Annotated in this window: 21 protein-coding genes, 1 tRNA gene and 2 pseudogenes; 11 read left to right on the top strand and 13 right to left on the bottom strand. The window is 55.0% G+C overall.

The genetic code is table 11. The features are described 5' to 3' along the window. The first annotated feature begins 50 nt into the window (after positions 1-50). From ACOTYN_RS09220 to ACOTYN_RS09210, 3 genes are all read left to right on the top strand, one after another. Entirely contained in the window at positions 51-830 is a 780-nt protein-coding gene (locus ACOTYN_RS09220) for an MBL fold metallo-hydrolase (RefSeq protein ID WP_045269328.1), read from the top strand. Between the two features lie 26 nt (positions 831-856). After that, a complete protein-coding gene (locus ACOTYN_RS09215) occupies positions 857-1816 on the top strand; it encodes a GlxA family transcriptional regulator (RefSeq protein ID WP_023336507.1) in 960 nt (319 codons plus the stop codon). A 236-nt stretch (positions 1817-2052) separates the two neighbouring features. Further along, the gene (locus tag ACOTYN_RS09210) at positions 2053-2382 is read left to right on the top strand and encodes a hypothetical protein (RefSeq protein WP_023336508.1); all 330 of its coding nucleotides are present in this window, start codon (positions 2053-2055) and stop codon (positions 2380-2382) included. On the opposite strand, the gene ACOTYN_RS09205 is transcribed toward ACOTYN_RS09210, so the two are convergent. The 5 genes from ACOTYN_RS09205 to ACOTYN_RS09185 form a co-directional block, all read right to left on the bottom strand. Continuing rightward, on the bottom strand, positions 2360-3163 hold the full coding sequence (locus ACOTYN_RS09205) for a DUF4225 domain-containing protein (RefSeq protein WP_023336509.1): 804 nt from the start codon (positions 3161-3163) through the stop codon (positions 2360-2362). The genes ACOTYN_RS09210 and ACOTYN_RS09205 overlap by 23 nt on opposite strands. 94 nt (positions 3164-3257) lie before the next feature. Further along, entirely contained in the window at positions 3258-4346 is a 1089-nt protein-coding gene (locus tag ACOTYN_RS09200) for an AAA family ATPase (RefSeq protein ID WP_014881952.1), read from the bottom strand. 146 nt (positions 4347-4492) lie between these two features. Next, positions 4493-5452: a YbgA family protein gene (locus tag ACOTYN_RS09195; RefSeq protein WP_047625359.1), complete on the bottom strand. Its 960-nt coding sequence runs from the start codon at positions 5450-5452 to the stop codon at positions 4493-4495. 102 nt (positions 5453-5554) lie between these two features. Beyond that, complete coding sequence (uraH, locus tag ACOTYN_RS09190) at positions 5555-5965, bottom strand: hydroxyisourate hydrolase (RefSeq protein WP_014881954.1); 411 nt, start codon at positions 5963-5965, stop codon at positions 5555-5557. A gap of 99 nt (positions 5966-6064) precedes the next feature. Then, complete coding sequence (locus tag ACOTYN_RS09185; RefSeq protein WP_071922745.1) at positions 6065-6790, bottom strand: MerR family transcriptional regulator; 726 nt, start codon at positions 6788-6790, stop codon at positions 6065-6067. 117 nt (positions 6791-6907) lie between these two features. Between ACOTYN_RS09185 and ACOTYN_RS09180 the strand changes: the two genes are divergently transcribed. From ACOTYN_RS09180 to ACOTYN_RS09170, 3 genes are all read left to right on the top strand, one after another. Next, the gene (locus ACOTYN_RS09180) at positions 6908-7432 is read left to right on the top strand and encodes a lipocalin family protein (RefSeq protein WP_014881956.1); all 525 of its coding nucleotides are present in this window, start codon (positions 6908-6910) and stop codon (positions 7430-7432) included. A 78-nt stretch (positions 7433-7510) separates the two neighbouring features. Next, a complete protein-coding gene (locus ACOTYN_RS09175; protein ID WP_332957343.1) occupies positions 7511-8509 on the top strand; it encodes a class I SAM-dependent methyltransferase in 999 nt (332 codons plus the stop codon). 101 nt (positions 8510-8610) lie between these two features. Continuing rightward, the gene (locus ACOTYN_RS09170; RefSeq protein WP_071922743.1) at positions 8611-9048 is read left to right on the top strand and encodes an acetyltransferase; all 438 of its coding nucleotides are present in this window, start codon (positions 8611-8613) and stop codon (positions 9046-9048) included. 29 nt (positions 9049-9077) lie between these two features. On the opposite strand, the gene ACOTYN_RS09165 is transcribed toward ACOTYN_RS09170, so the two are convergent. From ACOTYN_RS09165 to ACOTYN_RS09150, 4 genes and pseudogenes are all read right to left on the bottom strand, one after another. Continuing rightward, positions 9078-9377, bottom strand: coding sequence for a helix-turn-helix domain-containing protein (locus ACOTYN_RS09165; protein ID WP_071922742.1), 300 nt, complete (start codon positions 9375-9377; stop codon positions 9078-9080). Positions 9378-9426: 49 nt separating this feature from the next. Further along, positions 9427-9630: pseudogene (locus ACOTYN_RS09160) on the bottom strand (type II toxin-antitoxin system RelE/ParE family toxin); the annotation flags it as partial. 254 nt (positions 9631-9884) lie between these two features. Next, positions 9885-10079 (bottom strand): annotated as a pseudogene (locus ACOTYN_RS09155) (hydroxyacid dehydrogenase); the annotation flags it as partial. 104 nt (positions 10080-10183) lie between these two features. After that, positions 10184-10525 carry a SymE family type I addiction module toxin gene (locus tag ACOTYN_RS09150; RefSeq protein ID WP_032644385.1) on the bottom strand — a complete coding sequence of 114 codons (342 nt, stop codon included), beginning with the start codon at positions 10523-10525 and terminating at the stop codon, positions 10184-10186. A gap of 125 nt (positions 10526-10650) precedes the next feature. On the opposite strand from ACOTYN_RS09150, the gene ACOTYN_RS09145 reads away from it, so the two are divergent. Beyond that, entirely contained in the window at positions 10651-10842 is a 192-nt protein-coding gene (locus ACOTYN_RS09145) for a toxin-antitoxin system HicB family antitoxin (RefSeq protein ID WP_061066867.1), read from the top strand. Between the two features lie 12 nt (positions 10843-10854). Here ACOTYN_RS09145 and ACOTYN_RS09140 read toward each other — a convergent pair whose 3' ends face one another. Continuing rightward, positions 10855-11712 (bottom strand): WYL domain-containing protein, encoded by an 858-nt coding sequence (locus ACOTYN_RS09140; protein ID WP_071922741.1) that lies wholly within the window; start codon positions 11710-11712, stop codon positions 10855-10857. Between the two features lie 143 nt (positions 11713-11855). Here ACOTYN_RS09140 and ACOTYN_RS09135 point away from each other — a divergent pair, with 143 nt between their 5' ends. Beyond that, on the top strand, positions 11856-12062 hold the full coding sequence (locus ACOTYN_RS09135) for a hypothetical protein (RefSeq protein WP_071922740.1): 207 nt from the start codon (positions 11856-11858) through the stop codon (positions 12060-12062). Positions 12063-12424: 362 nt separating this feature from the next. Here the strand turns inward: ACOTYN_RS09135 and ACOTYN_RS09130 are convergent. Then, positions 12425-12519 (bottom strand) — tRNA-Sec (locus ACOTYN_RS09130). 291 nt (positions 12520-12810) lie between these two features. On the opposite strand from ACOTYN_RS09130, the gene ACOTYN_RS09125 reads away from it, so the two are divergent. Both ACOTYN_RS09125 and yicI read left to right on the top strand, forming a co-directional pair. Continuing rightward, positions 12811-14202, top strand: a complete 1392-nt coding sequence (locus ACOTYN_RS09125; protein ID WP_023331710.1) for a glycoside-pentoside-hexuronide family transporter — start codon at positions 12811-12813, stop codon at positions 14200-14202. 12 nt (positions 14203-14214) lie between these two features. Further along, complete coding sequence (yicI, locus tag ACOTYN_RS09120) at positions 14215-16533, top strand: alpha-xylosidase (RefSeq protein WP_058690581.1); 2319 nt, start codon at positions 14215-14217, stop codon at positions 16531-16533. Between the two features lie 117 nt (positions 16534-16650). Here the strand turns inward: yicI and ACOTYN_RS09115 are convergent, their stop codons facing one another. Together ACOTYN_RS09115 and xanP are read right to left on the bottom strand one after the other, a co-directional pair. Then, positions 16651-18339, bottom strand: coding sequence for an AsmA family protein (locus ACOTYN_RS09115; protein ID WP_332957334.1), 1689 nt, complete (start codon positions 18337-18339; stop codon positions 16651-16653). 118 nt (positions 18340-18457) lie between these two features. Then, positions 18458-19849: a xanthine/proton symporter XanP gene (gene xanP / locus ACOTYN_RS09110; protein ID WP_014881972.1), complete on the bottom strand. Its 1392-nt coding sequence runs from the start codon at positions 19847-19849 to the stop codon at positions 18458-18460. Between the two features lie 224 nt (positions 19850-20073). On the opposite strand from xanP, the gene gltS reads away from it, so the two are divergent. Beyond that, positions 20074-21276, top strand: coding sequence for a sodium/glutamate symporter (gene gltS, locus ACOTYN_RS09105; RefSeq protein ID WP_045269340.1), 1203 nt, complete (start codon positions 20074-20076; stop codon positions 21274-21276).

Genomic DNA, 21276 nt, shown 5'->3' with positions numbered 1-21276 from the left:
GCCTGCGACGTCGGGCTATCCTCCTTATCACACCAACCGGAGGATAGCCCATGAACATTACCCAAATTCGCAACGCCACCCTGCTGATTACCTACGCCGGGAAACGTCTTTTAATCGACCCGATGCTGGCCCCGAAAGATGCTTATCCGGGCTTTCCCGGCACGGCGCATGCCGAACGCCGTAACCCGACGGTCGAACTCCCTGTTGACGTCAACACGCTGCTGAACGCCGACGCGGTGATCGTCACCCATACCCATGACGATCACTGGGATCGCACCGCGGCGGAGCTGATCGCCAAAGACAAACCGATCTACGTGCAAAACGATCGTGACGCCGCGCTGCTGCGCAGCCAGGGGTTTAACAACCTGACGGTCATGACTGACGCGACCACCTTCGACGGGATTCAGATTGCTAAAACCCACGGCGGCCAACACGGTACCGACCGGGCTTACGCCGTGCCGGAGCTGGCGGAGCGTCTGGGCGAGGCCTGTGGCGTGGTGCTGCGTCATCCTGATGAGAAGACGCTTTATCTTGCCGGGGATACCGTCTGGCGTGACGCGGTGGCGGCCGATCTGCAAAAGCACCAGCCGGACGTGGTGGTACTGAACGCAGGCTATGCACACGTCATTGGTTTTGGCCCCATTATTATGGGGCAGGAGGATGTGCTCAACGTTCATTTCCTGCTCCCACAGGCCAAAATAGTGGCGAGCCATATGGAAGCCATCAACCACTGCCTGCTGACCCGCAGCGCGCTGCGTGAGTACGTTGAAGCCAATCAGGTGAGTGACGCAGTGACCATTCCCCAGGATGGCGAAACCGTTATATTCTGAGTGCGTTAAAGGGAAAGGAGAGACAGATGTCGCTAATCAACGTCGCGATTGTCGCGGTAGACGGGTTCAGCCCGTTCCACTACTCCGTTCCCTGCATTCTGTTTGGCGATTCCGTCTCCGGCGAAAAGCGCTTTAACGTGACGATTTGCGCCGAAACGCCGGGGTTCCTCACCTCAAAAGACGGGTTCGCCCTCAACGCCACGCAGGACTACACCGCCATTGGTCGGGCCGATATAGTCGTTGTTCCCTACTGGCAGCACGTCCTCGAACGCCCGCCTCAGACGCTGCTCGACAGCCTGGTGCAGGCGAGAGACAACGGCGCGGAAATCGTCGGGCTGTGTCTGGGGTCGTTTGTGCTGGGCTATGCGGGCATTCTCGACGGCAAGCGCGCAGCCACCCACTGGGAGTTCGAAAATCAGTTCCAGTCGCTCTTTCCGCACGTCCAGCTGGATATCAACGCCCTCTACGTGGATGACGGCAATATCATCACCTCTGCCGGAACCGCGGCTGCGCTGGACTGCTGCCTGTATATCATTCGTCAGCGCTTTGGCAGCGTGGTCGCCAACCAGATTGCCCGGCGGATGATTGTGCCGCCGCACCGCGAGGGCGGTCAGGCGCAGTTTATTGCTCAGCCTGTTCCGAATGACACCCGCGATGCACGTATCAATTGCCTGATCGACTATCTACAGCAGCACATCACCGAACCGCATAGCCTGGACTCGCTGGCGGAGGTGGTTTCGATGAGCCGCCGCACGCTGACCCGTCACTTTATTAAAGCCACGGGAATGAGCGTCGCCGACTGGCTTACCGCCGAACGCCTGCGGCGTAGCCAGATCCTGCTTGAAGCCGGAAATATGCCGATTGAACGCGTAGCCGAGCTGGTGGGATTTAATTCTGCCGTCACCTGGCGACAGCAGTTTAAGGCGCGTTTTGGGGTAAGTCCTGCGGAGTGGCGAAAGACGTTTCGCATTCACCCGTCTTCATAATTCCTTTGCGCGAAATAAAAAGGAGTGGGTGACATCTTCTGGCTGATGTTTACAAACGATTCTAACGAGCGTGACTTAAACCCCGTAGGTTTAGTTTTCTACTATGGCCGCCAGTGTCTTTTTAGCGTGATCCTGATTTTTTTTGCTGTTTGATGCAGATACGTCAGACTGGTTACAAGACGCCTCTCTTCCGGTTAAGATATTCCTCGTTACTTTCCAGAAGAAAAGGTAGTGGCATGAACAATATTGAAACGCAGTTACTTGAATCAGGCTTTACCGCAAAAGAATTAGCGTATTTGAACCGGAACATTAACCGTTATGGTTCATCCTTGCTAGAGGTCGTGCTTGAGTTAGGTAAGCGATTTCTCATGGTCTTGTGTATTACTGCGGCCGTGGCTCTGATTTTCCTGGCGCTTCTTTTTTTCGCTGAGCATTACAATGTTGTTTCCGGGGGCATTTCTCTTTTCATCGTATTGATTATCGTCTGGTTTTTTCAACCCCCGGTCATTACCTACAAAGCCTGGCGCTACAGAAAGAAATACATTAGTTCTGGCCAGATGCATTAGAAATTAAATCAAACGAGACTTTTGCAGAGACACCCCAGCCAACAATTTTCATCGTGAGCGCTGCGCGATTCATTCCGTCGACTTTGCGGTAGAAATCCAGGGGGAGATAGCGAAACAGACGCCATGATTCGGGTTTTCGTATAGCGCCAAATACCGTATAGACGCTTGCTGCCAGGTTTACGCTGTTGAATACTCCCAGAGCTGATTCACGTTTAAATCCCATAAACTGAGCGATATCCATGACACCATCTGCCAGCATCCCTTCGGAGTTTGGTTGATGTTGAAGCGTTCTGTTAATTTCTTTTGAAATGCCATTTGCCCCATCCATCACCAGAATCGCTCCTGCAAGCGCACCTACTGGATTCATTGTCATCATTGCACCTACACCTGCAACAATCTGTAACCCTGAAAGAACAACCTTAATCGACGAGATAACGTAACCGACGACTTTATTATTTTCTTTAACCAGTTCGATCTGAGCAAAAAGCTGAGCTGTACGGGAGCGAATCATTCCACTTTGCTCAAGAAGGCTTTCGTTCTCAGCCCGGATGTTTTTCAGGCATTCCATGCACTCCTCATCACTTCTGGCTGCCCGGGTTGCACTAAATTGTTGCATCACAAACTGCCGGATATCATCCATAAATTTAATCCGTGCAAGTCCGTCGCTGAGATGTTGTCCGCCGACTATATTCGCAGTATTGATAAGCTTCCGGGCTTCAAGATTTATCATGGTTTCAGCCCACGCACGGGCGTTCTGGCCAGGGAAAAGTGCAATATCCATTTAAATTTCTCATCTGATAACCAACACTTACAGATTATCCTGCCAGCAGAAACTGGCAACAATAAATTGGAAAATGTATTGCGAGATAGAAGGCCTACCCCAGCCTCTCCACCTTCGTCTCCCCCTCCGCCATCGACAGCTGGTACAGCGAAAACGATCGCTGTTTCTCAATCAACTTCGCCAGCTCCGGCGAGTGGCTGGTGAGCCAGATCTGCGAGTAGCGGCTGGCCTCGGCGATTAAGCTCGCCAGCGCGGGGAGCATCTGCGGATGCAGGCTGTTTTCCGGTTCGTTCAACGCGATAAACGCCGGTGGGCGCGGGCTTAACAGCGCCACCGCCAGGCACAGAAAGCGCAGGGTGCCGTCGGAGAACTCCGCCGGTTCCAGCGGGCGGCTCAGCCCCTCGCGCTGCATCATCATGCGAAAACGTCCGCCGGTGTTGTCGCTGTAAAACACGCAGCCGGGGAAGGCCTGGTCGAGGATGCGCATCAGGAGCAGTTCGTCGCCAATCTCCACGATGGTCTGAAACGCCGCCGCCAGGTTGGCACCGTCGCTGGCCAGCACCGGGGAACGGAACCCGACCTGCGGGGCACGCATCGCCGAGCCTGATGAGACGGAAAACTCATGATAAAAGCGCCAGTTACGCAGGGACTCGCGCATCTGCGACACTTCCGGGTAAAGATGCGGTTCGCCGAGCTGCCCGAACACCGATTCGTTCTCGTACAGCGTGCCGCTGTGGGTCACTTTCTCGTGATGCACGTTATTCAGAAACACCGCCTGATTCTTACGCTTCATCAGCTGTGACGACGGGCGTCGATGCTGGCCGCTCAGCCAGATGGACTCCTCTTTGATCACCGGATCGAGCTGAAACTGCGAAGGGTAAGGCAGCCTCTCCACAAACCCGACCTGCAGCTCGTATTCGTAGGTCTCGGTTTCCACCGCCAGGTTCATCCGCCGCAGCTGGTCGCTGCGGGTTTTGCCTGCCCAGAACACCTTCAGAATGCCGCCCTCGTTCGCCAGCGCCTGGGAGAACTGCCCCTGGGCGGCGCTGTGCATCAGGTGTATCGCCTTGTAAATATTGGATTTCCCGGTACCGTTCGGGCCGAAGACGATGTTTAGCTGCTCCAGCTCAAGCGACATCTCGCGTATGGAGCGGTAGTTTTGAATGTGCAGGGTGTTGATCACGGGCAGGCCCTTTTTTGCAGAATAAGCCTGTATATAATCACAGTCTTTGAGGTTAAATGCAAAAAAGAGACGACAGTGAGGATGTCGTCTAAACGGGGTACTGCTTTGGGCCTCTACGGGTCAATGGGGCCTTCGCATTTTTGTGATCACTTGACTGCCAGACGCAGACCCAAATCATCAGGATAGGGATCAAAGTAGTTTTGCGTCATCAGATACCGGTCAGGATATTCGGCCAGGTAGTGCTTCAGCAGCGTGATCGGGGCGAGAATAGGTAACTGCCCGTTGCGATAGTGCAGGATCACGTCGCGCAGCTCACCGCGCTGGCGGGTGTTTAGCTGGTTGCGGAAATACCCCTGAATATGCATCAGCACGTTGGTGTGGTTCTTCCGCGAAGCCGGTTTTTTCAGGATGGTCATCAGCTTTTCCCGGTACGCCACAAAGAAGGCGTCCAGGTCTTCCCATTCGTGCAGCGAGGCAACGAACGGGCCGATTTCACGGTAGCCCGCCTGATGGTGCGCCAGCAGCTGCAACTTATAGCGGCTGTGGAAATCCAGCAGCCCACGTCGCGTCAGACCTTTAGCGCGCAGCGTGTTTAGCTCGTGCAGGGCAAATACCCGCTCAATAAAGTTTTCCCGTAGCACAGGGTCGTGCAGCCGACCATCTTCCTCGACGGGCAGCCACGGGTAGGTTTCAAGAAGGGCGGCGGTGAACAGCCCGACGCCCTCCTTGCGGCCCCGGTTGCCGTTTTCATCGTACAGCCGCACGCGTTCCAGGCCACAGCTTGGGGATTTTGCACAGACGATAAATCCCGAAAGATCGCCGATTTTTGGCAGATAGTCCGCCGTAAATTCGACCATTTTCTGCGTGAGGTCATCATGAGGCGGCTTGCTGAAACGGAGCTGCGTCTCGCCGCTGTCCGTCAGCGTCAGGCGTATGGCCGGGCGAGGCGTCGGCAGCCCGATCGCCATTTCCGGGCAGACGGGGCGGAAATTTACCCACTGGGCCAGCTCATCCATAACGAAGCCCATACGCTTGTGTCCGCCGTCAAAGCGTACGGCGGAGCCGGTCAAACATCCGCTAATACCGAGCACAGGTTTCGTTGTCATGGTGTGGTCCTCCCGTTCATATAATTAAAACTTACACAACATGACTAATTTGTCCAAGTATTCGCGGAACTATTTTTTTTATTCCTTTAGAATCAATGCGTCTTAACTGCCCTTGTAGGTCGAGTAACCGTACTGACTCAGCAGAAGCGGGATGTGCAGCTTTTCGTTGGTGCGGGTCACGGTAAACAGCACCGGGATCTCCGGGAAGAAGGTGTCCAGCTTTTTGCCGTGGAAGTACTCTGCGGTTTTAAAGGTCACTTTATACACGCCAGGCTGCATGTCCTGGTCCTGCGGATAGAGCGATTTAATACGTCCGTCGTGGTCGGTTTTGCCGCTGGCAACCGGGGTCCATTTGTCCTGCTGCTGCTTCTCCAGCGTAACGGTCACGTCTGATGGCGGCATCCCGGTTTGCTGGTCGAGAATGTGGACGCTCAGCGTGCCGGCAGGGGCGCTAAAGGCGGCAGGGGCAAAGGCCATGGCGGCCAGGAACAGCAGAGGGGTTGTTTTTTTCATGGTGTTTTCCTGTGGAGTTATTCGTCACAGGAAAACGTTAGCATCTGCGGCGCGGTAAAATATTCAACTTTTCGTGAAGATTCCCACAGCAGAAAATGATCAGAGGATAATCACTTCAAGCGATACCTGCTGCTGCCACTGCTCCAGCTGCTTTTTTCGTCCGGCGGTAAGTTTGCCGCTGGTGACCAGAAGCCATTTTCGCTCCGGGAAAATCTCCGGAGCCAGCGTGGCAGGGGGAACCGGCAGGATGTCGATCCGGTGACCCTGACCGGTGCGCGTTAAGGCCTCGAGCCAGATCTCGCACGGGTCGTTGAGATGCCAGCCGCTGAGCAGAATATTGTCGCCCGGCGCTTTCTTATCACCTTCGAGACAAAACGAGGTGTAGGCGATGATGATGCCGTCGAGGAGCGCGCGCAGGGTCATGGCGGCGGCAACGTTAGCCGAGACCTGGCTGCGCAGCGGACGCAGCACGTTCGCGACCAGCTCTGGTCTTGGGTACTCGCGTCCGGCGTCGTAAATCATCTGGCGCAGGGATTCGACTTTGCCGTCCTGCAGGCGCTGCAGCATGTTCTGCTGCAGGGTTTGCCAGTTGTTGGTCCGCCCCAGCGTCGGGCGCTCCAGCAGCGGTTTGACCTGGCCGATTGGGACGCCTTTTTTGACCCAGTCGAGGATTTTCAGCGCCTGCTGGACGTCCTCATCGCTGTACTGGCGGTGACCGCCTTCCGTGCGCTGTGGCTTGAGTAAACCGTAGCGACGCTGCCACGCCCGGAGGGTGGTGGCGGTAATGCCGCTGAGTCTGGCGAATTCGCCGATGGAGTAAGCCATGTCCGTGTCCAGAGTGGAGGAATACTCTCAATATACTACGAATTTTCCCGAACGGGATGAAGCGCCGAAACGGTGCACTACACTTAACATCCAACCGTGCAAATGAAAGGAATTCTCATGAAGCTATGGCCTGTTGTGACCGGTGTTGCCATTGCGCTGACCCTGGTTGCCTGTAAATCCCCTACGCCGCCGAAAGGCGTGCAGCCTATTACTCATTTTGAAGCTAGCCGTTATCTCGGCAAATGGTACGAAGTCGCGCGCCTGGAAAACCGCTTTGAACGCGGTCTGGAGCAGGTGACCGCCACCTACGGCAAGCGCAGCGACGGCGGTATCAGCGTGCTGAACCGGGGTTACGATCCGGTGAAAAACAAGTGGAATGAAAGTGAGGGGAAAGCGTACTTCACCGGCGAGCCGACCACCGCCGCGCTGAAGGTGTCGTTCTTCGGTCCGTTCTACGGCGGGTATAACGTAATCAAACTGGACGACAAGTACCAGTACGCGCTGGTCAGCGGCCCGAACCGCGATTATCTGTGGATTTTGTCACGCACGCCGACCATCCCGGATGCGGTGAAGCAGGATTACCTGAACACCGCGCGCAGTCTGGGCTTCCGGGTTGACCAACTGGTGTGGGTGAAGCAGTAAAGATCGTGCTTTCTTCGTAGGGTATTACGGACTCGCCTGGATAGACTTCCGTTAAAAGCCCAACGGAGGGAAGACGTTATGATCTGGCAGCCTTTTCGTGGTGACGCACCGAAAAACATGACGATTTTCAGTGCGTCCTTTCCCGACGTCAGCGACCAGTGGCCGATGAAAGACGATGCTGCCCGTGAAATCGCTGCGCTCGATCGGGCGCTGAAAGCCGAGCCAGCGCTCCGTCCTCCACTGGTTGAGTACGAAGAAGGAGGGCAGGCCGTGCTTGTCCCGCAGAACCGCTATTCCGAACAGGCCTTTCGCAACCGTCCGGCGCTTACCGCATGGCGCACCCGGCTGGTGCCCTCCGCGCTGGCGCTGTTTGTGGTGCAAAACCCGCTTGAGGATCGCCTGCCGGACGGCACAAAGATGGACAGCGACAGTCGCCAGTGGTTTATCCACGCGAACGACGCCATCGGCGTGCGCTCCCGCGCCCGGGTGCTTGCCGCGCTGGTGGAGAAGTACATTCACAATGAGAGTGAGAACAACTGGGTCAGCCTGGCAAGCGGCGCCGCCATTCCGGTGCTGGAGGCGCTGCGCGAAGCAAAGCTCGATGGCCAGCAGGTCTATCTCACGCTGGTGGATAAAGACCCCGTGGCGCTTAGCTGGGCCGAAACCATGGCGGCGCAGGAAGGCATTGTGGTGGGCGAACAGCTGACCCTGCTCAGGCGCAACCTGGTGCACACGCTGGTGCGTAACGAGGACCTGCTGCTGGAGCTGGGCGAGCATCAGGCCGAACTGGTCGACGCGCTGGGGATTTTCGAATACTTCAACGACGCCGACGCGGTGATTTTTCTCCAGCGCGCGCTGCGGCTGGTCAAGCCCGGCGGGGCGGTGATTGTCTCAAACATGCTGACCAGCAGCCCGCAGATTGACTTTGTGCTGCGCGGTATCGGCTGGGAGGATATCCACCCGAGGACGCTACAGCAGCTGCAGGATATTCACCTGGCGGAGGGCGTACCGGTGGAAAACGTCACCGTGGTCGTGCCGAAGGACGGGGTTTATGCGGTGATGGAAGTGAGGGTGTAGCACTGTTTATTCCCTCTCCCTGAGGGAGAGGGTTAGGGTGAGGGGGAACTGACCGCAAGGAGTGGCTTGATATTGTTCGGTTTTCCAATCATGATCCCCCCATGAAAATCGAAACCGCACACCCCTCCCACTTCGAACGCCTGGTCGCGATCTGGGAATCCTCCGTCCGCGCCACCCATCACTTTTTACAGGAAAGCGATATTGCGGCGCTGCGTCCGCTATTGCTCAACGCGTACCTGCCCAACCTCAAGGTCGTGATAGCCCGCGATGACGCAGGCGTTATTCACGGCTTTTTAGGCGTGGATGAAAACCGCATTGAAATGTTGTTTGTGGATGATGCGAGTCGCGGGAAGGGGGTCGGTAAACTGCTGCTTAAACACGCCATCGCAGAGTTCGGCGCGAACGAGGTGGACGTGAATGAGCAGAATCCGCAGGGAGTCGCCTTTTATCGGCATATGGGATTTGAGCAGGTCGGGCGCTCGGAACTTGACGGGCAGGGGAATGCGTTTCCGTTGCTGCATATGCGGTTGGCTAAGTAAATATTTATTTAACGCAGGAATCACACTTGTTAGATATGAAATGCAATGCGTTTTCCTGTGGGAAGTTCAACGTCGATACAAAGTTTCCCACCCATTGCCTCAATGTAGCGCTTAAGCGTGGCAATTTTTAGTTCATTTCCACGTTGCTCTATTTGTGTTACTGCGGGCTGGCTCACCCCCATTAGCTCGGCAACATTTTTTTGCGAAAGTCTGAGCTCTTCACGTAAAAGTTGCAGACCCGTTTCAAGGATCATTTCCTCTGCCATTTCTTTAATTCGTTGTTGGCTTTCCGGTGAGCGTGATGCAATTAATTCATTTAGGGTTTTCACTTGGCTGTCTCCAGACTTGTCAGATGCCGGGTAAATTCATCATCTGCAATGCGAACAAAGCACGAATCGGACGGCCAGCATATTGAATACCTAACTCTTTCATATTCTTATATTGCGAGCCTTTTACAGTATCGGCATAGGGAAGATGAGGTCCATAGTTTTGTAGATTTAGCATGGCTGCCAGTACCTTTTCCTGTAACCCTTCTTCCTGTTCAGGCAACCATAGCTCAAACACCTTTCCGAACAGTACCATCCACATGCTCTCTTCCATGATAAGCTATAGCTTATATACAGGATATAAGCTGTAGTTAATAAATGCAATGGCTGTCATTGGCAACCAGGTAGCGAGTGGCAGAAGTATGACAAATACGGGGCATCTAAATGATTGTATTAGTGAGAAATTGCGAGGCGTCTTCCTGTGTTTTTTAGAGTCATGCTGGCAAGGAAGGTAGGGGGGCAGCATGATTATGGCTACTCTTTAAATTCTTTTTCCATTTACCAGCCACTTTCTTGCTGAACTTGTAAGTAAGCCTTACATGTTGTTTTTATTCAGGCTACCTTCTTCGTAAACGGCTTTAATATGCTCAGTAATGGCTTGAGGAGAGACTTGCTAAAGAGCCGCAATGGCTGCTTGCGACAGCCAGAGCGTTTCATGTTCAAAGCGACATGTGATGCAAACCGTACCGTCCTCACTGGCAACATAACAAATTCACCAGCCGGAAATTAGATTTTGTTTTTATCAACCATGTCGGCTCCGTCTTCTTAACGAATAACCTTGCCTGCCTTCAGGAAGCCAGAAACCGCCGCTAAGCCAGGTGGTTTGTATTTGATTTTACGAGGCGCTTTCCAGGATGCTGAATTTGAATCGCTGCGAGTGCGTTCTCTATCTCAACGAGCTTTGCTTTCGTCCGTTTATAATCGTCCTGCAACCGCTGCTCCTGCTCGTTATACGCCACCAGAACGATGCACCCTTTCATCACCTTGACCGTGACCTGCTGTCCAGTATCAAAGCCTGCGGCGCGAAGCCACTTGCCGGACAGAATGATATTGGGCGTGGATTTGTCGAAAACATTCGGGCGATATCCCACAATTAACGAACGCTCGGTTCCGGATTGGTCGGTGTCTGGGGTAGAATGCGAATCAGCCATAATCAACTCCTTGATAGTTGGTGAGGTTAGACGCTCCGGCTGTGTTCCCGCACATCGGGGCGTTGTTAGTAGAGGAGGTTTAGGTGGCCTCCTATATATGGCAGAGTAGATGGATAGGTGGCCTCATGTCAATCATATCGCGCGAAAAAAAACCAAAAGGCGGTGGGCAGTCTCCGCAGTTTAAGATGCGTATTGATCCGGCATTGAAGGAACAGCTGGATGCTGTGGCGGCTGAGGAAGGGGTGAGTCTCGCCAGTTGGTTGAAAGAACTGGCGAGGGAGGCTTTGCGCGCGAAAGGGATAAAACCTTTAGGCTAGTAAAAATCTAATTCACTCTGTTGGAGCTAGAAACATGAAATCTTTTTTAGCATACTGAGCATGATTTTTTAGATGCAGTTGGTAAATCTCAGAATTTAATATTGCATCAAAAGAACAGTCAACGTTCCATGCTCTTAGATAGAATCCTGCCGTCGCTTCGCGTACTTTCACAATTAAAGAGCCCCTAATCATTTTATATTCATATTCGATGGTGTCTTTGAACTTTATTCTTGGGTGTGGAACTATTTCTAGTTCAACAATATTATTCCACTCAATATCATCACCTATAGCCTCTCCTTTTTCAACATTAACATTCAATAGGTTAGCTTTAGTTATTCGAGATGGAGAAAAACTGATGAATTTCTTGTACTTACTATCATAAGCGCGCACATATATCTTTAAGCCATCATCGAATAGACTATGGGGAGTAATAATCCTTTTTGATTTTCCACTCGTAACAGAAAGATAGTCAATTTCTACCTTCTTTTTTTGTGTAATAGCTCTAGTTATTGGAGCAAATGCTTCTTTGCTAGGTATATTAAGGCGCTGACATCTATAAATATAATTAATATTTGTTTTTTCTATTTTTTCAGATTTTATCCAGCAAAGGACATCAATATCGTTTAAATTATAATATGGCGAAAAAAACTCATCATTTATAATATGTTTCTTTGTTTTTGAATCGAAGTAACTGTTTTTACCTTCAGTAATTTCATTATATTTATTAATATCTCTTGTGGCTGATGCTTCTTTTATATTGAAGGCCTCCATTAATGAAGAGCGGGATACCTCACCTTTATATATTAAGGAAAATTCAATGTATCTCAGCCGATCGCTATCGTGCGGTATAAAAGTTGATATCGGATTCATGTTACCCTCCGTAGAACGTGTTACGCTAGTAATCTACTACATATGGTGTTTATGATAGACTAAAGATCAGATTGAGGCCATAGATGCGATCAAAATGATCTTGCTTTTGCTTGATCCTTCGTAGATCCAGGGTATAATCCTAAATGCTGGCAAAAAGTCAGTATTTTGAGGAAATGAAAATGGCAGTTAACAAACCATACGGTGATGGCAAGCGAATCGGTGCTGTGCGTGAGCGTAGCCAGTGCCAAACTGCAAGCGGTCATTGGGTCAAGCGTGATACAGAAACTGGACGTTTTATGGATGTGAAGGCAGACAAAACTCCGTTTAAAGGAGTCCGAAAAGAAAAATAGCCATTACCGGTGGAACGGTAACAGCTACTTGTGGTGCTAGTCACTATAGGTGGTGGAACACCTTAGTGAGGATGCCATACGGGAGGTCTCCATCCCGGAGCATAATTCTAAAGCTAAAAAATTATACTCTTTTAGCACCATTTTATCTAGAGATCCCTCCCTAACATACTTGGGAGATTGTGATGAATCGTTCAAAGATTGTTCGTGTTTGCGCTTACGTCCGTTTTCGTTTAGGTCGTTTTGAACATGTGTGCGCACATTGGCGTTCATTGCCACATTAAAGTAATGAGAAAGGGAGGAGAGAAATCTCTTCCTTTTTTTATCAGCAAAATAAAAAAAGATTTCTAAAAAGAGAGAGTCATTGGCGGAAGATCACAGGAGTCGAACCTGCCCGGGAACGCTGGCGTCCCCAACTGGATTTGAAGTCCAGCCACCTCACCGGAGATGACGATCTTCCGCGCCTGCATTGCTACATGGAGGCGGGGCGCATTATAGCTACTTTCAGGCATTTACCACATACCCCGACACACTTTTTTCACCTCTCTTTTGACCTGTACCCCCCTGTTTCAGTTAATTCTTAAGAAAATCCTCAGGTTAGCGTTTTGTGCTCTCCGACATTTACCGCGATCACAAAAAACAAGAAACGTAATCTGCTAACCAGAAAACGCAATACCCGCTCATGAAACAATGGTTTAAAACCAATGCAACCGGTCTCAGCGCCCCCTACAGCGTGAAGGATGAATAAAAGATGAGCGAAGTATTGTCAGTAAAAGAGAAGATTGGCTACGGCATGGGAGACGCCGCCAGCCATATCATTTTTGATAACGTCATGTTGTATATGATGTTTTTCTACACCGATATTTTCGGCATTCCCGCCGGGTTTGTCGGCACCATGTTCCTGCTCGCCCGTGCGCTGGATGCAATCTCCGACCCGTGCATGGGGCTGATTGCCGACCGCACCCGCAGCCGCTGGGGCAAGTTCCGCCCGTGGATTTTGTTCGGCGCCATCCCGTTCGGCATCGTCTGCGTGCTGGCCTATACCACGCCGGATCTCAGCCTCAACGGCAAAATGGTGTATGCCGCCATTACCTATACGCTGCTGACCCTGCTCTATACCGTGGTTAACATCCCGTACTGCGCATTGGGCGGGGTGATCACCAACGACCCGACGCAGCGTATATCCCTGCAATCCTGGCGCTTCGTGCTGGCGACGGCGGGCGGCATGCTCTCCACGGTGCTGATGATGCCGCTGGTGAACCTGATCGGCGGCGACGATAAAGCGTTCGGCTTTCAGGGCGGGATCGCCGTCCTGTCGGTGGTCGCGTTCCTGATGCTGGCGTTCTGCTTCTTCACCACCAAAGAGCGCATCCAGGTGCCGCCGAGCACCACCGCTATGCGGGAAGACCTGCGCGACATCTGGCGCAACGATCAGTGGCGCATCGTTGGCGTGCTGACCATCCTCAACATCCTCGCCGTCTGCGTGCGCGGCGGGGCGATGATGTACTACTGCACCTGGATCATGGGCTCGCCGGAAGTGTTCGTCGCGTTCCTCACCACCTACTGCGTCGGCAACCTGATCGGCTCCGCGCTGGCGAAACCGCTCACCGACTGGAAGTGTAAGGTCAGCATTTTCTGGTGGACCAACGCCGCGCTGGCGGTGGTGAGCGTAGCGATGTTCTTCGTGCCGATGCATGCCACCGTGGTGATGTTCGCCTTTATCTTCGTCATCGGCGTGCTGCACCAGCTGGTGACGCCGATCCAGTGGGTAATGATGTCCGATACCGTCGACTATGGCGAATGGACCAACGGCAAACGTCTGACCGGGATCAGCTTTGCGGGCACGCTGTTCGTGCTGAAGCTTGGCCTGGCGCTGGGCGGGGCGATGATCGGCTGGATGCTGGCAGGCGGCGGCTACGACGCGGCAGCCAAAACCCAGAACAGCGCGACCATCAGCATCATTATCGGCCTGTTTACCCTGGCCCCGGCGGTCTGCTACGTGCTGAGCGCCATTATCGCCAAACGCTACTACACGCTGAAAACCCCCTTCCTGACCAAAATCCTGGGCGAGCTGGCGCAGGGTGCGCGCCGCAATCAGCAGGAGTTTGAAAACCTGCCGGTCAGCAAAGAATTGCAGAACTAAGAGGACGAAAGCATGAAAATCAGTGATGGAAACTGGCTTATTCAACCGGGTCTGAACGTGACGTATCCGGTACAGGTGTTCGACGTGGAGCAGCAGGGCAATGACCTGGTGGTGTACGTTGCGCCGCGCGACGTGCGTGAGCGCACCTGGCAGCTCGACACGCTCATGTTCACGGTGCGCCTGTTTGCCCCGCAGGAGGGGATTGTCGGGGTGCGCATCGAGCACTTCCAGGGCGCGCTGGACAACGGCCCGCACTACCCGCTGAACGTGCTGAAAGACGTGAAGGTCGAGATTGAAAACAACGCGGAATTTGCCGAGCTGAAAAGCGGAAGCGTCAGCGTGCGCGTCACCAAAGGGGAATTCTGGGCGCTGGACTTCCTGCGCAACGGCCAGCGCATTACCGGCAGCCAGCTGAAAAACAACGGTTACGTGCAGGACACCAACACCGATCGCAACTACCTGTTTGAACGTCTCGACCTCGGCGTGGGCGAAACGGTCTACGGTCTGGGCGAGCGCTTTACCGCCCTGGTGCGCAACGGCCAGACGATCGAAACGTGGAACCGGGACGGCGGCACCAGCACCGAGCAGTCCTACAAAAACATCCCGTTTTATCTGACCAACCGTGGCTACGGCGTGCTGGTGAATCACCCGGAAAACGTCTCGTTCGAAGTGGGCTCGGAGAAAGTCTCCAAAGTGCAGTTCAGCGTCGAAGGGGAATATCTGGAGTACTTCGTGATCGACGGCCCGACGCCGAAAGAGGTGCTCAACCGCTATACGCGGTTCACCGGGCGTCCGGCGCTGCCGCCCGCGTGGTCGTTCGGCCTGTGGCTGACCACGTCGTTCACCACTAACTACGACGAAGCGACGGTTAACAGCTTTATCGACGGCATGGCCGAGCGCGATCTGCCGCTGCACGTCTTCCACTTCGACTGCTTCTGGATGAAGGCCTTCCAGTGGTGTGATTTTGAGTGGGACCCGGTGACCTTCCCGGATCCGGAAGGGATGATCCGCCGCCTGAAGGAGAAAGGGCTGAAGGTCTGCGTGTGGATTAACCCGTACATCGGCCAGAAGTCGCCGGTATTTCGCGAACTGAAAGAGAAGGGCTACCTGCTCAAGCGCCCGGACGGTTCCCTGTGGCAGTGGGACAAGTGGCAACCGGGGCTGGCAATTTATGACCTCACTAACCCGGAAGCGTGCCGGTGGTATGCCGACAAGCTGAAAGGCCTGGTGGACATCGGCGTCGACTGCTTTAAGACCGACTTTGGCGAGCGCATCCCGACGGACGTGCAGTGGTTTGACGGATCCGATCCACAGAAGATGCATAACCATTACGCCTACATCTACAACGAACTGGTGTGGAACGTGCTGAAAGAGACCGTGGGTGAGCAAGAGGCGGTGCTGTTTGCCCGCTCGGCGTCCGTGGGCGCGCAGCAGTTCCCCGTTCACTGGGGTGGTGACTGCTACGCCAACTATGAGTCGATGGCGGAAAGTCTGCGCGGCGGGCTGTCGATTGGCCTGTCCGGCTTTGGGTTCTGGAGCCACGATATTGGCGGATTCGAAAACACCGCCCCGGCACACGTCTACAAGCGCTGGTGCGCGTTCGGGCTTTTATCCAGCCACAGCCGCCTGCACGGCAGTAAATCTTACCGCGTGCCGTGGGCGTATGATGACGAGTCCTGCGACGTGGTGCGCCACTTTACGCAGCTGAAGTGCCGGATGATGCCGTATCTGTACCGTCAGGCGGCGCTGGCGCGCGAGTGCGGTACGCCGATGCTGCGGGCGATGATGCTGGAGTTCCCGGACGATCCGGCGTGCGATTATCTTGACCGCCAGTACATGCTGGGGGATGCGGTGATGGTCGCGCCGGTGTTCTCAGAGAAGGGCGATGTACAGTTCTGGCTACCTGAAGGACGCTGGACGCACCTGTGGCATAACGACGAAATTCAGGGTAGCCGCTGGCATAAGCAACAGCACGACTTCCGCAGCCTGCCGGTCTATGTGCGCGATAACACCCTGCTGGCGCTGGGCAATAACAGCCAGAAACCAGACTATGCGTGGAACGAGGGCACGGCCTTCCAGTTGTTTAACCTGGAGGATGGCGCAACGGCGGTGAGTGAAGTGCCTGCGGCGGACGGCGCGGTGGCGTTTACGCTGAAAGCGTCACGAGAGGGCGATACCGTGACCCTGAGCGGCGTGGGTGAGGCGCGAAACTGGTCGGTGTGCTTGCGCAACGTGCAGAAGGTGGGCGGCGTGAAAGGCGGTTCACATGCGGGAAGCGAGTGGGGCGTGGTGGTGAAAGCGGAGGGGAATGAGGTGGTGGTTCACCTCTGAGCGATAAAAATGCCCGGTGGCGCTTCGCTTACCGGGCCTACGGTAATTATGCGGTCTGATGCCCTCACCCTGACCCTCTCCCACAGGGAGAGGGAATAAAACCGCCACCCGGCTTGTTTATTGCACGGGTGTTGAAACAATGCCACTCGTCATCGTCTGCTCTACCTGCTGTTTATCCATATTCACCGCGCTCAGCTTGCCGTTCACCGTCGGCTTCAGCGGCGCATTGGCCTGCACGCTGCCGCTGGCGGTGAGTTGAATATTGCCATCGCCCGTCACCGGTAGCGCTGGCCAGCCCCACTGCTGCAGCACGTTGAGCGGCACGCCGCGCCCGTTCAGGCTCACGGTGGTTTGCCGTTGCGGCAACTGCGAAACCGTCGCCGTCGCTTCCAGAATGCCTTTCTCGGTAAATGCGCTCAGGTCGGTAATGTTCACCGTGGCGGCGTTGGCATTCAACGCCAGCGACGGACGGCGCACGTCCACGCGGTTAAAGGTCGCCGCCGCGCCGTTCAGGGTTGCGCTGCCGCTCCACACGCCCCACTGGCGGTCTTTCACCAGCTGCAGGTTGGCACCGTAGCCATCCAGGGAGGTGATCTGCCACGGGAAGGCGGGATCGATGTCGATCACCAGGTTGCGGCTCAGGCCGAATTTTTGCAGCGTGACGCTGTTCAGCCATTCCGGTAGCGGCTCCATCCATAGCGTTTTCCAGTTCTGCGGCAGGGTGTACTCCAGACCGGCGATGGCGACATCGTCCAGCACCAGCGCTTTGCCGTCGCGCAGCCAGTTGCCGGAGGTGCGCACCATGCCGCCTTCCCAGCGGGAGGTAAACTGGCGCAGCGCCATACCCTGCGGGGAAAACTCTGCGTTCAGGATCGGGTCAAACAGATGCAGCGAGCCGTAGATAAACTCGCTGGCGTTCATGGACAAACGCCCGTCCTGACTTTGCCAGTCGCCTTTGCTTATCGTCAGGTTGCGCAGGCTTAAATCGAGGTCGGTCACCGCCCAGTCCGGGCCCTGCAGCCGGGCGTCGGTGACCTCCAGACGGCCTATTTGCAGAGAAGGGAGGGTGGCCAGCGGGGCAAAGAAGGCTGTCAGCGTGTTGTCGCTCTGCAGGCGGATCTCATTCAGACGCAGGGTGTCGATAACCCAGCTTCCGTCGGCGTTACGCAGGGCGGAGCCGGTGAGCGAACCGCGCGCCATATCGGCCCCGATAGTGTTCAGCACCACCTCCTTACCGTTAAGCTGGCCCTCAATTAACACGTTGGTGGCCGGGACGCCGTTGAGGGTCAGCGAGCCTGCGCTCATCTGAATCTGCGCGTTTTTCCCCAGCACGTTGCCTGCTTCCGGCTGCCATGGGCTGACGCCGCCCGTCACCTTCTGCGCGCTCAGATCCCATTCGGTATTCGGGCTGTTAAAGGCCATATTGCTCAGTTGAAGACGATCGGCCTGCAAGGGCAGCGGTGCCGTCTGCGGCGAGAGGTTCAGCGTGCCATCGAAAAGGGTAATGGCGTCCATATGCAGCGGATCGGTCACCTGACGGCTGCTCAGGCCGATATCAACTTTTTTGGCTACCAGCGTGGCAGGTTTACCGTCCCGCCCGAAGGTGACGTTTTCCAGAATAAGATGGGAAGGCGACGAAAAGCGGTGATTCATCTTGTCGAAACTGAGTTCGTAATCGGTATTCACCGTCACCCAGCTGCTGACCTGAGCCGCGCCCCAGCGGGTCTGGAGCAGAATATAGAGCGCCAGTATCACAATGAGCAGGGCTACCAGAAGATAGACGAGCAGCTTTCCAATAAATTTCATGGTCTTCCATCCCGCAAACGTACATAAGGGAGTTATGCACGATTTATGCGCAATCCTCAAGGCGGGAATGGTGTAAATAGATGTCACGGCAGGCATTGACTGCCTGCCGTGAAGGGGATCAGTTCTTTTCAGGCGGGAAAACGAGGTTCAGCACAATAGCGGTGATACCGCCCGCGGCGATGCCGGAAGAGAGCAGGTTTTTCACCCAGTCAGGGGCAAACTGCAGGATCAGCGGCTGCTGAGAAACGCCCAGTCCCACGGCCAGCGACAGCGCGATAATCATGATCGCCCGGCGGTTCAGCGGTTCGCGGGAGACGATACGCACCCCGGACGCTGCGATAGTCCCGAACATCACCAGCGTTGCGCCACCCAGCACCGGCTCAGGAATGTGCTGCACAAAGCCGCTCACCGCCGGGAACAGGCCGAGGACGATCAGCATCAGCGCCACCACAAAACCCACGTAGCGGCTGGCGACGCCGGTCAGCTGGATCACGCCATTGTTCTGACCGAAGCAGGAGTTCGGGAAGGTATTGAATACCGCAGAAACAAACGAGTTCAGGCCGTTCGCCAGCACGCCGCCTTTCAGGCGCTTCATGTACAGCGGGCCGGACACCGGCTGCTCGGAGACGTCGGAGGTAGCGGTGATATCGCCGATGGTCTCCAGAGAGGTGATCATAAAGACCAGCATCAGCGGCAGGAGCAGACCCCAGTCAATGCCCAGACCGTAGTACAGCGGCGTGGGGACGGTGATCAGCGCGCTGTTGGTCGGAGCGGTGTTCTCCGGCAACATGCCCAGCGCCCACGCCAGCAGATAACCGGCTGCCATGGCGATCACCAGAGAAGCCACGCGCAGGTAAGGGTTACGCTGGCGGTTAAGCAGAATAATGATCGCCAGCACGACGCCCGCCAGCAGCAGGTTTTTCGGCGCGCCGAAGGTATGGTCGCTCATTGCGGCATAGCCGCCGCCGATGGAGGTGAGGCCGACCTGAATCAGCGACAGGCCGATAATCATCACCACCACGCCGGAGACCAGCGGGGTAATGACGCGACGCGCCAGATGCAGCACGCGGGAGATGACCATCTCCGTGCAGCTTGCCAGCATCAGGGTGCCGAACAGCGCCGCCATCATGGTCGGGACATCCGCACCGCCGGTTTTCAGGGCTGTGCCGCCCATGATCAGCGGCGCCACGAAGTTAAAGCTGGTACCCTGGATCGACAATAATCCCGACCCCACCGGACCCCACGCTTTAATTTGAATAATTGAGGCCACGCCAGAGGCGAAGAGGGACATACTGATGATGTGCTGCGTATCCTGCGCCGGTAAACCGAGCGCCTGGCAGATCAGCAGCGCCGGGGTGATCACCGCGACAAACATCGCCAGAAGATGCTGGCAGGCCGCGAAAAGCGTCTGAGGCAGTGGCGGGCGATCTTCAAGGCGGTAAATCAGTTCGCTATTTTGCTTCTGCGCAATCGGTTGCGCATCAGGCGACTCTATGGTGTTAACGGACATCGGCGGCAATCCCACGGTGGAAAAGCGGGCATTTTATCTGACCACCTGGTAAAAGCAAACGATTGCCAGCAAAAAAAGGGAAGAAAATCTGCCGTTGTGAGCAGGTTTTCTACAACCCGTCGGGAAAAAAAATTACACTTTTTGCGCCGGTGGCTCATGAAGAGCGCAAACCGGCCAGGATAACGCCGCGTGTGTATGGAACACGCGCATAACAGGAGCCTTTTATGATTCATCTCGATACGTTGTCGACCCTTGTTGCCGCAACGCTGGTTCTGCTGCTTGGTCGCAAGCTGGTACATAGTGTTTCCTTTCTGAAAAAGTACACCATTCCTGAACCTGTCGCCGGTGGCTTGCTGGTGGCGCTGGCCCTGCTGGTACTGAAAAAAAGCATGGGCTGGGAAATTGATTTTGATATGTCCCTGAAAGATCCGCTGATGCTGGCCTTCTTTGCCACCATCGGCCTGAACGCCAACCTGGCGAGCCTGCGCTCTGGCGGTAAGGTGCTCGGCGTATTTCTGATTGTGGTGGTGGGACTGCTGCTGATGCAAAACGCCATTGGCATCGGCATGGCGACGCTGCTGGGGCTGGATCCGCTGATGGGTCTGCTGGCGGGTTCGATTACCCTGTCAGGCGGCCATGGTACTGGAGCCGCGTGGAGTAAGCTGTTTATCGAGCGTTACGGCTTTGAAAACGCAACGGAAGTGGCGATGGCCTGCGCAACCTTTGGTCTGGTGCTGGGTGGCCTGATTGGCGGCCCGGTGGCCCGTTATCTCGTTAAACATTCCACCACGCCGAATGGCAGACCGGACGATGAAATGGTGCCCACCGCGTTCGAAAAGCCGGATGTCGGGCGCAGCATCACCTCGCTGGTACTGATTGAAACCATCGCGATGATTGCCATCTGCCTGACCATGGGCAAAGTGGTTGCGCAATGGCTGGCGGGTACAGCGTTTGAACTTCCGACCTTTGTCTGCGTGTTGTTTATCGGGGTCATTCTGAGCAACGGTCTTGCGCTGATGGGCTTCTACCGCGTGTTTGAACGTGCGGTATCGGTGCTCGGTAACGTCTGTCTGTCGCTGTTCCTGGCGATGGCGCTGATGAGCCTCAAACTGTGGGAGCTGGCCTCGCTGGCGCTGCCGATGGTGGCGATTCTGGCGGTGCAGGCACTGTTTATGGCACTGTACGCCATGTTCGTGACCTGGCGCCTGATGGGGAAAAACTACGATGCAGCGGTGCTGGCAGCGGGTCACTGCGGGTTTGGTCTGGGGGCAACCCCAACGGCTATTGCCAACATGCAGGCGATCACCGAACGGTTTGGGCCATCGCACATGGCGTTTCTGGTGGTGCCAATGGTCGGGGCGTTCTTTATTGATATCGTCAACGCGCTGGTGATTAAGCTGTACCTGATGCTGCCGATGTTTGCCTGA

The sequence above is a fragment of the Enterobacter cloacae complex sp. IR5458 genome (assembly GCF_049238025.1).
Taxonomy (GTDB): Bacteria; Pseudomonadota; Gammaproteobacteria; order Enterobacterales; family Enterobacteriaceae; genus Enterobacter; species Enterobacter kobei.
This window is presented reverse-complemented; position numbering and strand designations above follow the sequence as displayed.